Annotated in this window: 14 protein-coding genes and 1 tRNA gene; 3 read left to right on the plus strand and 12 right to left on the minus strand. The window is 67.7% G+C overall.

Going from position 1 to position 13,594, the window contains the following annotated elements; translation table 11 throughout:
• The coding region (locus PMI14_RS32870) for a PA14 domain-containing protein (protein ID WP_007862072.1) at window positions 1-684 on the minus strand (684 nt) is incomplete at its 3' end.
• Window positions 685-942: 258 nt separating this feature from the next.
• On the opposite strand from PMI14_RS32870, the gene PMI14_RS32875 reads away from it, so the two are divergent.
• On the plus strand, window positions 943-2,028 hold the full coding sequence (locus PMI14_RS32875; RefSeq protein WP_007862078.1) for a LuxR C-terminal-related transcriptional regulator: 1,086 nt from the start codon (window positions 943-945) through the stop codon (window positions 2,026-2,028).
• A gap of 67 nt (window positions 2,029-2,095) precedes the next feature.
• Here the strand turns inward: PMI14_RS32875 and PMI14_RS32880 are convergent.
• From PMI14_RS32880 to tolB, 5 genes are all read right to left on the minus strand, one after another.
• Window positions 2,096-2,171 (minus strand) — tRNA-Lys (locus PMI14_RS32880).
• 55 nt (window positions 2,172-2,226) lie between these two features.
• Complete coding sequence (locus PMI14_RS32885; protein ID WP_052024574.1) at window positions 2,227-3,042, minus strand: ThiF family adenylyltransferase; 816 nt, start codon at window positions 3,040-3,042, stop codon at window positions 2,227-2,229.
• Between the two features lie 65 nt (window positions 3,043-3,107).
• Window positions 3,108-3,866: a tol-pal system protein YbgF gene (ybgF, locus tag PMI14_RS32890; protein ID WP_007862085.1), complete on the minus strand. Its 759-nt coding sequence runs from the start codon at window positions 3,864-3,866 to the stop codon at window positions 3,108-3,110.
• Between the two features lie 38 nt (window positions 3,867-3,904).
• On the minus strand, window positions 3,905-4,456 hold the full coding sequence (gene pal, locus PMI14_RS32895; RefSeq protein ID WP_007862087.1) for a peptidoglycan-associated lipoprotein Pal: 552 nt from the start codon (window positions 4,454-4,456) through the stop codon (window positions 3,905-3,907).
• Window positions 4,457-4,500: 44 nt separating this feature from the next.
• Entirely contained in the window at window positions 4,501-5,769 is a 1,269-nt protein-coding gene (gene tolB / locus PMI14_RS32900) for a Tol-Pal system beta propeller repeat protein TolB (protein WP_007862090.1), read from the minus strand.
• 229 nt (window positions 5,770-5,998) lie between these two features.
• Here tolB and msbA point away from each other — a divergent pair, with 229 nt between their 5' ends.
• Window positions 5,999-7,825 (plus strand): lipid A export permease/ATP-binding protein MsbA, encoded by a 1,827-nt coding sequence (gene msbA / locus PMI14_RS32905; protein ID WP_007862092.1) that lies wholly within the window; start codon window positions 5,999-6,001, stop codon window positions 7,823-7,825.
• A 10-nt stretch (window positions 7,826-7,835) separates the two neighbouring features.
• Here msbA and PMI14_RS32910 read toward each other — a convergent pair whose 3' ends face one another.
• From PMI14_RS32910 to mltG, 6 genes are all read right to left on the minus strand, one after another.
• Window positions 7,836-8,525: an ankyrin repeat domain-containing protein gene (locus PMI14_RS32910; RefSeq protein ID WP_007862094.1), complete on the minus strand. Its 690-nt coding sequence runs from the start codon at window positions 8,523-8,525 to the stop codon at window positions 7,836-7,838.
• Window positions 8,522-9,328, minus strand: coding sequence for a TatD family hydrolase (locus tag PMI14_RS32915; RefSeq protein ID WP_007862096.1), 807 nt, complete (start codon window positions 9,326-9,328; stop codon window positions 8,522-8,524). Before PMI14_RS32915 ends, PMI14_RS32910 begins: the two co-directional genes overlap by 4 nt.
• Window positions 9,329-9,391: 63 nt before the next feature.
• Window positions 9,392-9,751, minus strand: coding sequence for a PilZ domain-containing protein (locus PMI14_RS32920; RefSeq protein WP_007862098.1), 360 nt, complete (start codon window positions 9,749-9,751; stop codon window positions 9,392-9,394).
• Between the two features lie 16 nt (window positions 9,752-9,767).
• Complete coding sequence (locus tag PMI14_RS32925) at window positions 9,768-10,784, minus strand: DNA polymerase III subunit delta' (protein ID WP_007862100.1); 1,017 nt, start codon at window positions 10,782-10,784, stop codon at window positions 9,768-9,770.
• Complete coding sequence (tmk, locus tag PMI14_RS32930; RefSeq protein ID WP_007862102.1) at window positions 10,781-11,464, minus strand: dTMP kinase; 684 nt, start codon at window positions 11,462-11,464, stop codon at window positions 10,781-10,783. Before tmk ends, PMI14_RS32925 begins: the two co-directional genes overlap by 4 nt.
• 56 nt (window positions 11,465-11,520) lie before the next feature.
• Window positions 11,521-12,513: an endolytic transglycosylase MltG gene (gene mltG / locus PMI14_RS32935; RefSeq protein WP_007862108.1), complete on the minus strand. Its 993-nt coding sequence runs from the start codon at window positions 12,511-12,513 to the stop codon at window positions 11,521-11,523.
• A gap of 46 nt (window positions 12,514-12,559) precedes the next feature.
• Here mltG and PMI14_RS32940 point away from each other — a divergent pair, with 46 nt between their 5' ends.
• Entirely contained in the window at window positions 12,560-13,477 is a 918-nt protein-coding gene (locus PMI14_RS32940; protein WP_007862110.1) for a folate-binding protein YgfZ, read from the plus strand.
• Window positions 13,478-13,594: the final 117 nt, after the last annotated feature.

Genomic DNA, 13,594 nt, shown 5'->3' on the forward strand with positions numbered 1-13,594 from the left:
GGCGCCGGGGCGGCCGCTGGCCCTGCCACTGGCAGGCCGCTCACCGCTCCATCCACCCGATGCCGTGCAGCCCGTGGCGTTGTCCACGTTCCAGGCCAGGGTGCTGCTGCCACCCAGGTCGATGGCGCCCGGCTGCGCCACGAAAGACAGGATGTTCGGCGGCACCGGCGGTGCCGGATGCGTGTTCTCCATGACCAGTTGCGCGAGACCTTCGCCGCCCGCCTCGAAATACTCCATGCGCACCGTGTGCGGGCCTGCCGCCAGGGGCACCGTGGCGCTGTCCATGGTGATGCCATGCCGGGTCCAGTTGTCGATCACACGCTGGCCATCGACCAGCACGCGCACGCCATCGTCGGTGAAGGTGATGAACCGGGTCGCGCCTGCGGGGAACGAAAGCGTCGCGGTCCAGCGCGCCGAGAACCCGTCCACCGGCAGGCGGGCCGGGTCGGGGCTGCCGTTCGGGCCCGTCCAGTAGTGGTCGATGGAGCCGGCTTCACAGCGCTGCAGCGCGGGGGCACCGGACAGGTGGATGTTGGGAAAGTACTCGGCCAGCCACTGGCCGGGCGCGCACTGCGGCTGCGCCATGGCCTGGCTGGCGCCAAACAGCAAGAACGAAGCGGCCAGCCAGCGTCGCAAGCCGGTTCTCAGGGCGCGGCCACAGGCCGCAGCAGCAAGGGTGGGCATGGGAAAACTCCTTGGTGGATTGGGGAAAAAGAAATGGGCAGACACCCGGACCGGCAGCCCAGCGAAAGCAGCCGGCGGGCAAGGCTTGCGCGGTGCTGGTTGAGCCAGGTGTTCATCGGGGCGCAGGCTACAGGCCCGCAGCCGCGCGCACCCCACCCTCGGCGGATAGGGTGTTGCGCCGGTGTGTTGACCCTGCGCGGCCCGGCCCCTAGATTCGGGGTCTTGTTCCCGTCACCGCTTCACCGGACCGCAGCCGCCATGCCCTCGCCCCGCTCCACCCAGCAAGCCCTTGCGCGCTTGCAGCACATGACCCGCATGGAAGCGGGCGGGCCGCCCATGGTCGTCCCCCTGCTGGAGACGCTGCACGGTGTTCTCGGCTTCGACTCCAGTGCGTATGTGTACCCTGCGGATGGAGGCGAGCTGGCGGTGCACATGGAGGTGCCGGCCGCTCAGTCGGTGGTGGCCGACTACTTTGATGCGCGCATTCTGCGCAGCGAGCGCCAGGTGCTGGTGCGCAGCTCGCGTGACTTTGGCGAAGCGGTGCGGCACGAACGAGGGCCTCAACTGCTCGAACAGCTCGTGCGCGTACCGATGCCGGAGTTGCAGCGCAGCGACTTCTACAACGTGGTGATGCGGCCCATGGGGACGGTGGACTGCATGAGCCTGGTACTGCGCACACCCGACGGCAAAGGGATAGGCACGCTCAAGTTCTACCGAGAAGCGGCATCGCCGGCCTTCGGGCCCGGCGACGCTGCGGTGCTGGCGCGGCTGGAGCCCTGTCTGGCGCACATCCTGCAAACCAGCAAGATGGGTGCCGGAACCGGCGAGGCGCACAGCCAGGGCATGCTCATCACCACGCCCCGGGGGCGGGTGCTGTGGCTGTCGCCCGAAGCCGAGGCCCTCCTGCCCCTGGCCTTCGGCTGGCGCTGGCGGCGCGGCGCAGGGCTGCCCCAGGAACTGCACGAACTGCTGCAGCGCATGCAAGCGCAACACCTCCCGGGACTGCCCACCAGGGAGCTGCGCACGGTGCACGGCCATTTTTCGGTGCGTGCGACACCCATGAAGGCCGCCACGGGCATGGGCCAGGCAGTGGGGATCCACATCACGCAGAGCATGCCGCGGGAGGCACGCCTGCAGGCCGTGCTGCAGACCCAGGGGCTGTCGCAGCGCCAGCAGGAGCTCGCGTACTGGCTGGCGCTTGGGCTGCCGGAGTCCCAGGTGGCGGTGCGCATGGACATCAGCGCCAACACCGTGGTCTACCACCGCCGCCAGCTCTACAACAGCCTGGGCGTGCAGGACCGAGGGGAATTGCTGGCGTGGCTGTCGGCCCGCCAAGGCGGCTGAGCCACCCCGCCGAGGGCACAAAGCAAAAAGCGCCACAGCCTTGAGAGCTGCAGCGCCTTGCATATCTTGGTGGGACGTGCGGGGGTCGAACCCACGACAAACGGATTAAAAGTCCGCTGCTCTACCAACTGAGCTAACGTCCCAACATTGCAACATTTGTGATCCGTTTCTGAACCGCAGATGCTGCAAAGCCTAAGATTATAGCTTGATTTTTGGCGGTTTTTGCGACCCGGCTGCCAGGCGATCGATCACCCAGCCGGCAGCACACTGGCCGAAGGTGGCCGTGACGGCCACGACCGAGCCGTAGCCATGGCAGTTGAGCGAGCCATCGCCGCCGGCTTCGATCGCGCACGAGGCATCGGGCTGGGCCACGGCTTCGCGGCTGAAGACGCAAGCGATGCCGATCTTGCGGCCCTCGCGCGGGGCGCCATGGTGCTTGCGCAACTGGTAACGCAGCTGCGCGAGCAAGGGGTCGTGCGTGGTGGCGGACAAATCGTCGATGTCCACCTTGTGCGCCTGGCGCTTGCCGCCGGCCGCGCCCACACTGATGAAGGCATGGCCGCCGGTGGCGCGGGCCCACACTGCCATGGCGGTCTTGGCCTTGATCTGGTCGCAGGCGTCGATCACCGCATCCACCGGGTCACTGCCAAGCAGCTGGGGCCAGTTGCCCGGCTCCACGAATTCGTCGATGCAGCGCACGTCGCACTCGGGATTGATCAGCGCGATGCGGTCGCGCATGGCTTCGATCTTGGCCTGCCCCACCGTGGTGGACAGGGCGTGGATCTGGCGGTTGATGTTGGACTCGGACACATGGTCCAGATCCACCAGCGTGAGGCGCGACACACCACTGCGGGCCAGCGCCTCGGCAGACCAGGAGCCCACGCCGCCGATGCCCACGACCACCACGTGCGAGGCACGGATGCGCCTGGCACCTTCCACGCCGTACAGGCGCTCGAGCCCGCCGAAGCGCCGCTGCGTGACCTCATCAGTCACGTCATCGGCAAAGGGAACCATGGGCACGGGAGCCGTTTCGCTACCGACCAGCAGTTCCTTCACCTCGGGGGTTGGGGCTACCGTGGTCACTTCATCCGTGCCAGGCGTTCCTTGGCGGCCATGGCCGCCTCGGACTGGGGATAGGCCCGGGCCAGGTCTTCCAGCGTCTTGCGCGCGGCCTTGGCGTCCTTCAATTCCACTTGGCAATTGGCGATCGACAGGGCGGCTTCCGGTGCACGCGCGTGCGTGGGCGCCTCGGCCAACAGGCCCTTGAAGTTGTTGATCGCTTCCTTGTAGTCGCGGGCCGCATACTGGCCGTTGCCCAGCCAGAAGCGGGCCGAAGGCACGTAGCCGCTGCGCGGGTACTGGCGGATCAGGTTGCCAAAGGCCTGGTTGGCCTCGGGGAACTTGCCAGCGCGAAAGATGGCCAGCGCGGCTTCGAAGTCCTTCTTCTCGGCCGCATCGGCCTGGAACTCCAGCCCATCCACCGTGACCTTGACCGGCTCGAACTGGCGCAGGCGCTCGTCCACGCCCTGGGCGATGTCCTTCTGCCGGCGCTGCAGTTCACCCACCTCGCGCGTCAACTGTTCATTCTGGCCCTGCAGGCGGGCGTTCTCGCTGCGCAGCGTCTCGATCTGGGTCTGCAGCTCCAGCAAGGCCCGGCGCAGCTGTGCGCTGTCCTCATTGGCCCGGCGCAGTTCGTCGGCCGTGCGCTGTTGGGACTGCTGCAGCGCATCGACACGCTGGCGCACTTCCAGGATGGCGCGGCGCGCCTCGCCATCCTCGAAAATGGCCGCATGCGCGCCAGGCAGGGCCACGCAGGCCAGCGCCAAGCCCGCGGCCATGGACCGCAGGGATGGGGATGAAAGGCGAAATCCGGGCATCAACGGTACGACAGCTCGGCGCGGCGGTTCTGGGCGTGCGCATCTTCGCTATTACCAGGCGCAGCAGGCTTTTCCTTGCCGAAGCTTACGGCCTCGACCTGGGAATCCGGCACGCCCAGCAGGGCCAGCGAACGGCGCACGGCTTCGGCGCGCTTTTGACCCAGGGCCAGGTTGTACTCGCGGCCGCCGCGGTCATCGGTGTGGCCTTCGATCATGACCTTGCGGCCATTGTTGGCCTTGATGAAGCGCGAATGGGCTTCGAGCAGCGACTGGAACTCGGACTTGATGACGTAGCTGTCGTAATCGAAGTAGACGATGCGGGCCACGCCCACGGGGCCTTGCGCATTGGCGCCCGAACCGGTCAGGTCCAGGGGAGCCACGGTGCTCTGGCCGGTGCTGCCCGTGTTGGCGCCGGTGTTGCCGGTGCCCATGCCGGCGCTGGCCGTCTTGTCTTCCACCGGCACGTCGTCGAGCTTGACGCCGGAGCTGCAGCCTGCCACCAGGGCAGTGATGGCGAGGGCTAGGGTAATGCGCTTGAGTTTGATGTTCATCCAAAATTCTCCTGGAAACTAGATTGTGAAAAGTGCTGAAAAGTTCATTGCTTCTGGAACGGGCCCCAATCGGGCTCGCGGATGTCTCCAGGCTGGCCGGCCAGGCGCGCCTTGATCTTTCCGTCCAACGTGGTGGTCATGAGCGCCTCGCGGCCCTGCTGCTGCGTGGCATAGACGATGAGGCGGCTGTTGGGTGCAAAGCTGGGGTTTTCGTCGGCCGAGGTGTCGGTGATGGCGTTGACGGTGCCTGAGGCCAAGTCCATCACATGCAGTTTGAAGGCGCCGCCCACGCGGGAAATGTAGGCCAACCACTTGCCATCGGGGCTGATGCTCGGCGAGATGTTGTAGGACCCCGTGAAGGTGACGCGCTCGGCACTGCCGCCGCCCGCGGGCACGCGGTAGACCTGCGGCGCACCGCCGCGGTCGCTCACGAAGTAGATGCTGCGGCCATCGGCAGAGAACATCGGTTCGGTGTCGATGCCGGTGCTTTGCATCAGGCGCTTGGGCTCGCCGCCGTTCGCGTCGATCAGGTACAGCTGCGAGCCACCATCGCGGCTCAGCGTCACGGCCAGGTTGCGACCGTCGGGTGACCAGGCCGGTGCGCTGTTGGAACCGCGGAAATTGGCCACCAGCCGGCGCTGGGCCGAGGCGACCTGGTGCACGTAGACCACGGGCTTGCGCGACTCGAACGACACGTAGGCGATCTGCCCGCCGTTGGGCGACCAGGCCGGCGAGATGATGGGTTCGGGGCTGGACAGGGCCGATTGCGCATTCTCGCCATCGGCATCGGCCACCCACAGGCTGTAGCGGTTGCCTGTCTTGGTGACGTAGACGATGCGGGTAGAGAAGACCCCGCGCTCGCCGGTGAGTTTTTCGTAGATGAAATCGGCGATGCGGTGCGCCACCAGCCGCAGGTCGGCCTGGGACACGGCGAAGCTCTGGCCGCCCAGGTCCTGGCCCTTGACCACATCCCACAGGCGAAAGCGCACATCGTAGCGGCCATCGGGCGTGCGCGTCACGCTGCCGGTGACCAGCGAATCGGCGGTCTTCTGGCGCCACAGGGCCACGTCGGGACGCGATGTCTCATCGAGCACCACGCCTGCCGTGTCCACCGCGCGGAACTGGCCGCTGCGCTCCAGATCGGCCTGCACGATGGCGCCGATCTTCTGCGGCGCCTGCGCTTCGCCACGGAAAGGGGCGATGGCAATCGGCAGCTGGGTCAGGCCCACGCCCGTGACCTCCACGCGGAACTGCGCGAGGGCGGGCAAGGAGGCGGTGGATGCAAGGGCGGCCGCCAGGATATGGCGGCGCATGGGATGCGGCAAGGCCGCTTTGAGGGATGTGTTGGTGTTGTGATCTGTGGTCATTAGCAGCCGCAGTAGCCGAACAAATGCCGGTTGGCAACGCCAATGTTACACACTGGGGAAGACCCGCTGTGACAAACTGTGCAAGGCCTTGTGGTCAATCGCTGCAGCGCAGCATGGACGCCAGCTCAGCACTGGCGCGGTGCGCCGATGCCTGGCACCTTAGAATCCGGGGCACATGCAAGCCATTGACCCTAGCGCCACGGGCCCCGCAGCGCCGCCCGCCCCGCCTGTCCCCACCCTCACCGCGCGCCTGGCGCGGCTTTCCGTGTATTTTGGCAACCAGCGGCTGGCTTGGGGCTTGGCCATCGCGGCCACGCTGGTGGGCGCCGCCACCGAACCGCTGATCCCGGCTCTGCTGCAACCCCTGCTGGACCGCGGCTTCACCCAGGGCACCTTGCCGCTGTGGGCGGTGCCCCTGGCCATCATGGGGGTGTTCCTGGTGCGCGGCCTGGCGCAGTTCGTGGGGCAGTACGCGCTGGCGCGCATCGCCAACGAAGGCATGCTGCTGCTGCGCCGTGCGCTGTTCGACCGTGTGCTGGCAGCCGAGATGGGGCTGTTCTCGCGCCAATCGGCCAGCGCCCTGTCCAACACCGTGGTCTACGAGGTGCAGACCGGCGCCACCTTGCTGGTGCAGGCCCTGCTCGGCCTGTCGCGCGACGGCTTCACGCTGCTCGCCCTGCTGGGCTACCTGCTGTACCTGAACTGGCAGCTCACGCTCATCGTGGCGGTGGTGGTGCCTGGCGTCGCGTGGATCATGAAGACCCTTTCACGCCGCCTGTACACCCTGACCAAGAGCAGCCAGCAGGCCACCGATGAGCTCGCCTATGTGGTCGAAGAGAACGTGCTGGCCCACCGCATGGTGCGCCTGCATGGCGCGCAGGAAGGGCAGTCCACACGCTTTGGCCGCCTGAGCCAGAGCCTGCGCGGCCTGGCCATCAAATCCACCATCGCCTCGGCCGCCATGACGCCGCTCACGCAGTTGCTGGCAGCCGCGGCACTGTCGGTGGTGATCTGCATCGCGCTGTGGCAAAGCCGTGGCACGCTCGATGCCAAGGACGTGACGGTGGGCGGCTTCGTCTCGTTCATCACCGCCATGCTGATGCTGATCGCCCCCATCCGCCGCCTGGCCGACGTGGCCAACCCCATCACGCGCGGCGTGGCGGCGCTGGAGCGCGGCCTGTCCCTGCTGGGCGATACGGGCGCCGAGCAAGGCGGCAGCTACCGCACAGACCGGGCCCAGGGTGCGCTGGAGCTGCGTGGCGTGTCCGTCTCCTTCGGCACCGACAATGCACCGGCGCTCGACGGCGTGAGCCTGACCGTGGCCCCCGGCGAGATCGTGGCGCTGGTGGGCCCCTCGGGCGCCGGCAAGACCACGCTGGTGAACCTGTTGCCGCGCTTCATCCCGACCTCGTCGGGGCAGGTGCTGCTGGACGGCCACGCCGTGCAGGACTGGGACCTTCCGGCGCTGCGCAGCCAGATTGCCCTGGTCAGCCAGGACGTGACAATGTTCAACGACACCATCGCCGCCAACGTGGCGCTGGGCCATGCGGTGGACGATGCCAAGGTGCAGGCCTGTCTGGCTGCCGCCAACCTGGCGGACCATGTGGCATCGCTGGCCCAGGGGATCCACACGGTGGTGGGGCACAACGCCACGCAGCTCTCGGGCGGGCAGCGCCAGCGCCTGGCCATTGCGCGCGCTCTCTACAAGGATGCACCCATCCTGATCCTGGACGAAGCCACTTCGGCGCTGGACACGGAATCCGAGCGCCTGGTGCAGGATGCGCTGAACCGGCTGATGCAGGGCCGCACCACGCTGGTGATCGCCCACCGCCTGTCCACCATCGAACATGCCGACCGCGTGGTCGTCATGGAACAGGGCCGCATCGTGGAGCAAGGCACACACGCCCAGCTGATGGCCGCAGGCGGCTTGTACGCACGCCTGCAGAGCCGCCCCGCCACGGCGGCCAGGCCACCGGCGGCAAACGAAACCGCAGGCGTCTAGACGACGGATATCACCACTTGCCCGCGTTGGGCTGGCGGCGGCGGATGGCGGTGGCGATCTTCTCGGCCGCCTCGGTGCGGCTCACGCGCATCGCAAAATCGACGGCGGTCAGGCCCAGCTGGTTCTTGAGCGTGGGGTCGGCCCCCTCGCTCAGCAGCAGTTGCACGGCATCGTTGGAGCCATACTGCGCGGCCATCATCAGCGGCGTGGTACCGTTGGGCGAGGTCGCATCGATGTAGGCATGGTTCTCCAGCAGCATGGCGATGATGCGCACATGCTCCTGTTTCACGCCCGAGGCCGCGTAGTGAAGGGGCGCCCAGCCTTCCTTGTTCACATCCGCATCGCGGGCGATCAGGGCCTTGGCGGCATCGACATTGCCCTTGAGGGCCGCCAGCATCAGCGGGCTTTCGTCATCGCGGTTGCGCACTTCCACCTTCAAGCGCCGGTTGGCCATGAGGGCGGCAAACACCTTGAGCGACTCACCCTGGATCGCCAGCGTCAGGCCCACCTGGCCCTTGGGGTCGCGGATATTGGGGTCAAAGCCGCGGCGCAGCAGTCCATTCACCTCGTCGGCGTCGTCACGCTCCACGGCCGAGAAGAAGTCCTCGTAGGACCCCGCCCATGCGCCCGTGGCGCCGGCCGCCAGGGCCAAAGCCCCCAACAGCGCCGTGCGGCGGCGCAGCGTGCTGTGCTTGCTCATGCTGTCACTCCCTTGAACAATGCTTCGAAATTGCGGCTGGTGGCCTCGGCCACCTCCTCCACGGCCATGCCGCGGGTCTGCGCCACCTGTTTGGCCACGTGGGGCACGTAGGCGGGGCTGTTGGTCTTGCCGCGGTAGGGCACGGGCGCCAGGTAGGGGCTGTCGGTCTCGATCAGCATGCGGTCCAGCGGCACGAAGGCCACCACGTCGCGCAGCTCCTGCGCCGTCTTGAAGGTGATGATGCCCGAGAAGGAGATGTAGTAGCCCAGGTCCAGCGCGGCCCGCGCCACCTGCATGGATTCGGTGAAGCAGTGGAACACGCCGCCGGCCAGGTTGCCAGCACCGTCCTCGCCCTCCTCCTTGAGGATGGCCAGCGTATCGTCCGATGCACTGCGGGTATGGATCACCAGCGGCTTGGCGCAGGCGCGCGCGGCGCGGATATGGGTGCGAAAGCGCTCGCGCTGCCATTCCAGGTCCGCAATGCTGCGCCCGCCCTTGCGGTCTTCCATGCCGTAGTAGTCCAGGCCCGTCTCGCCGATGGCCACCACGCGCGGCAGGGCCGCACGGTCCAGCAGGTCCTGCACCGAGGGCTCGGTCACCCCCTCGTTGTCGGGGTGCACGCCCACGGTGCTCCAGAAGTTGCCATGCGCCAGTGCCAGCGCATGCACGTCGCCGAACTCCTCCATGGTAGTGCAGATGCACAGGGCCCGGTCCACCGAGGCCTCGGCCATGGCCTGGCGGATGGCCGGAAGCTGGTCCACCAGTCCGGGGTAGGTGAGGTGGCAATGCGAATCAACGAACATGTGGTTTCAAAATGGAAAAAGCCGACCAGCCTGCGCGGGTCGGCATATGGCGCAAACAGGGTCTTAGATAGTCTGTGTCGGACGGTCCGAACTCAGTGAAGTTCCCAGCAGTTCCTCGATCTTGAGCTTGAGCTGGCGCGACTTCTCGTCCTTGGGGAACTGAATGCCCACGCCCTGGGTGCGGTTGCCTGCGGCACGCGCCGGCGTGACCCAGGCCACACGGCCGGCCACCGGGTAACGCTGGGTATCGTCGGGCAGAGTCAGCAGCACGTACACATCGTCGCCGAGCTTGTAGTCCCGCTGGGTGGGCACAAAGATGCCCCCTTCGACGAAAAAGGGAATATAGGCCGCATACAAGGCCGCCTTTTCCTTGATGGCCAGCTGCATGACGCTGGGGCGGGGTGCGGTGGATGGACTGCTCATGGTGGATGGGACGGCTTCAGTGCTTGGAGTGTAGGGTGTTTCGCGCCTGTGCGACAAGCGCCTCCAGCATCAGGCCCGCATTGAAGGGGTGATCGGCCGTGCGTGCCGCCTTGGCCAGGGCCTTGGACCAGCGTGTCAGCGGCCCGAGCGGCGGCGGCCTGGGCAGGTCGGCCGGGGCAAAGTAGCGCGGCGCGGCGCCCACGCTGGCGGCCAGCAGGTCGTGGCAGAGCTTTTGCAGTGCGTCGATCACCTGGGCGGGCGACCAGTCGCCCAGCGCCGTGGCATCGCCGCGCGCCACGGCCTGCGGCAACAGGGCCCAGGCCTGCGGGCTGCGGCCCGATCGGGCCAGTGCCAGTGCATCGTCTGGCCTGCCGCCCGAAGCGCGCAGAAAGGCCGGCGCTGCATCGGCCGCGATGCCCTGGCCCTTGAGCCAGGCCAGCATCTCGGCCTCGGCCGGCCAGACCATGGTGTGGCCCAGGCAGCGGCTGCGGATGGTGGGCAGCAACTGATGCGCGGCCTCGCTGGCCAGCACGAAGCGCACATCGCCCGGTGGCTCCTCCAGCGTCTTGAGCAGGGCGTTGGCCGTGATGTGGTTCATCTGCTCGGCCGGGTACACCAGCACCGCCTTGCCGCGTCCCCGGGCGGAGGTGCGCTGCGAGAATTCCACCGCATCGCGCATGGCCTCCACACGGATTTCCTTGCTGGCCTTGCGCTTCTTGTCGTCGATGTCGGCCTGTGCCTTCTCGGACAGCGGCCAGCCCAGGGCCATCATCTGCACTTCGGGCATCAATACGCACAGGTCGGCATGGGTGCGCACCTCGATGGCGTGGCAGCTGCCGCACTGGCCGCAGGCGCCGTCGGCGGTAGGCCGGTCGCACAGCCAGGCCCGCACCATCTCCAGGCCCAGTGCGTACTGGCCCAGGCCGGAGGGGCCCTGCAGCAGCCAGGCATGGCCACGCTGGGCCAGAAGGGTGCTGCGCTGCGCGGCGATCCAGGGTGCCAGCGGGGGAGGTGTCGTGCCAGCCTCGCTCATGCCAGGTCCTTGGGCGTGGGCACCATGATGGACAGCCAGCCCTTGCGTACGAACACGCTGGTGAGCTGCTGCCACACGCGGTGGCGGTCCTGCGCGGCATCGAGCCGAGCAAAGCGTGCAGGCTCTACGGCGGCGCGGTCGGCATAGCCCTGTGCCACGCGCCGGAAGAACTCCACAGGCTGCGCCTCGAACCTGTCGGGCACGCGCGCGCCCGCCAGGCGCTCGGCCGCCACTTCAGGCGCCAGGTCGAACCACACGGTCAGGTCCGGGTTGCGCAGGGTGCCGGCACCGGCACCCGGCACCAGCCCGCCCTGGGCCATGCGCTCCAGGGTGGACAGGGTCATGAGATCGAAGCCCCGCCCTGCCCCCTGGTAGGCAAAGGTGGCGTCGGTGAAGCGATCGCACAGCACCACGTCGCCCCGGGCCAGGGCCGGCTCGATCACGTTGCACAGGTGGTCGCGGCGGGCGGCAAAGATCAGCAACGACTCGGTCAGCGGGTCCATGGCGTCGTTGAGCACCATCTGGCGCAGCTTTTCGGCCAGCGGCGTGCCGCCGGGCTCGCGGCTCACCGTCACAGTGCGGCCCTGCGCGCGGAACGCCGTGGCCAGCCCTTCGATGTGCGAGGACTTGCCGGCACCGTCGATGCCTTCAAAGGTGATGAAGAGGCCGGGTCGTGACATGAAAACCTTTTGGAGAAACCTGGTCCGGAGAGAAAGAGAGTATGCAGCCAGCCAGCTTATTGGGACTGCCCACGCTGGTAGCGGTTGACGGCCCGGTTGTGCTCGTCGAGCGAGGCGCTGAAGTGGCTGGTGCCGTCCCCCTTGGCCACGAAGTACAGGGCCTTGGTGCGCTCGGGCTGCACGGCGGCCAGCAGCGAGGCCTTGCCCGGCATGGCGATGGGCGTGGGCGGCAGGCCGGCACGGGTGTAGGTGTTCCAGGGCGTGTCGGCCAGCAGGTCGCGCCGGCGCAGGTTGCCATCGAACTTCTCGCCCAGGCCGTAGATCACCGTGGGATCGGTCTGCAGCAGCATGCCCACGCGCAGGCGGTTCACGAACACGCCGGCGATCTGGGCCCGGTCGCTGGCGCGGCCGGTTTCCTTTTCCACGATGCTGGCCAGGACCAGCGCCTCGTCGGCCGACTTGAGCGGGGTGTCGACCGAGCGCTGGCTCCAGGCGGCTTCGAGCTTGCGGTCCATGGCGTGCAGGGCACGGCGCAGCACCGCCAGGTCGCTCGATCCCTTGGCATAGGTGTAGGTGTCGGGGAAGAAGCGCCCCTCGGGCGCGACGCCGGGGCGGCCCAGCTGCGCCATCAGCGCCTCGTCGGTCAGGCCCCTGGAGTCGGGTTTGAGCTGGTCGTCACCGGCCAGCGCCTGGCGCACCTGGCGGAAGCTCCAGCCCTCCACCAGCGTCAGCGCGCGCAGGGCCTCCTCGCCCCGCACCAGCTTGGCCAGCAGGCCGCGCGGCGTGGTGCCGGGCGGGATCTCGTAGTTGCCGGCCTTGATCAGCCGGTCCTGCCCCGAAACACGGAACCAGGCATAGAGGAACTGCGGGTCGGTGCGCACGCCCGCGGCCACCACGTCACGGGCCACGCCACGCGGCGTGGTGCCGGGCTCGATGGCCAGCTCCAGCGGCTCATTGCCAACCATGGGCAGGGGCTGGTGCAGCCACCAGAAGCCGACGCCACCCGCAGCGATCAGCAGCACCACAACAAAAACCAGTAAGCGTCGCACAACCCTGCTGCCTGTAGATAAAGGGAGCGGGGATCATAATTCAGCCATGACCCAGCTTCTCCTGAATGGCATTGCCCCCCTGTCCCACCTTGGCGTGATCCGCGTGGAAGGCGAAGACGCCGCCAAGTTCCTCCATGGCCAGCTCACCCAGGACTATGCGCTGCTGGGACCAGACCAGGCGCGCCTGTCGGCTTTCCTCTCGGCCAAGGGCCGCATGCAGGCCAGTATGGTCGGCTTCAAGCGCAGCGCCACCGAAGTGCTGCTCGTGATCAGCCAGGACCTGCTGGCCACCACGCTCAAGCGCCTGTCCATGTTCGTGCTGCGCGCCAAGGCGAAATTGACCGATGCATCGGCCGACTTTGCCCTGTATGGCCTGGCGGGCGATACCGTGGCGTCCGTGGCTGGCGCCGCAGCGCCCGCCTGGACCAAGGCCGAGCTCGGCTCCGCCAGCGTGGTCCACCTCTACCCCGCGGCCGACCAGCCGCGCGCCCTGTGGGTGGCGCCCTCCTCGGAGCCCGCTCCCGCAGGCCCGGCGCTCGACCCCGCCCTGTGGCAGTGGAGCGAGGTGCAAAGCGGCGTGCCCACCTTGACCCAGCCGCTGTTCGAAGAATTCGTGCCGCAGATGCTCAATTACGAATCGGTCGGCGGCGTGAACTTCAAGAAGGGCTGCTACCCCGGCCAGGAGGTGGTGGCGCGCAGCCAGTTCCGCGGCACGCTCAAGCGGCGGGCCTACATCGCGCATGCCGACCGCGAGGTGGCTGTAGGGGCTGAGGTGTTTGCGGCTGGGGATCTGGAGCAGCCTTGCGGGATGGTGGTGCAGGTGGCTGCGGCGCCTGGGGGTGGTTTTGATCTGATTGTTTCGATGCAGATTTCTGCGGCTGAAGGCTTGCTGCAAGTGGGTGCTCCAGGGGGGGTGGCACTCACGCTGCAGCCGTTGCCTTATGCTTTGCTTGACGATATCTGATCCGTTTACGGGGCATGCCGCATGCCTCTTCCAAGGGCGGGAGCCGGGATGTGCGCCCGGCGGCGCACCTACCTTCTTTTGCTTCGCCAAAAGAACGTAGGCCAAGAAAAGGCGACC

This window comes from Acidovorax sp. CF316 (genome assembly GCF_000276605.1).
Classification (GTDB): Bacteria; Pseudomonadota; Gammaproteobacteria; order Burkholderiales; family Burkholderiaceae_C; genus Acidovorax.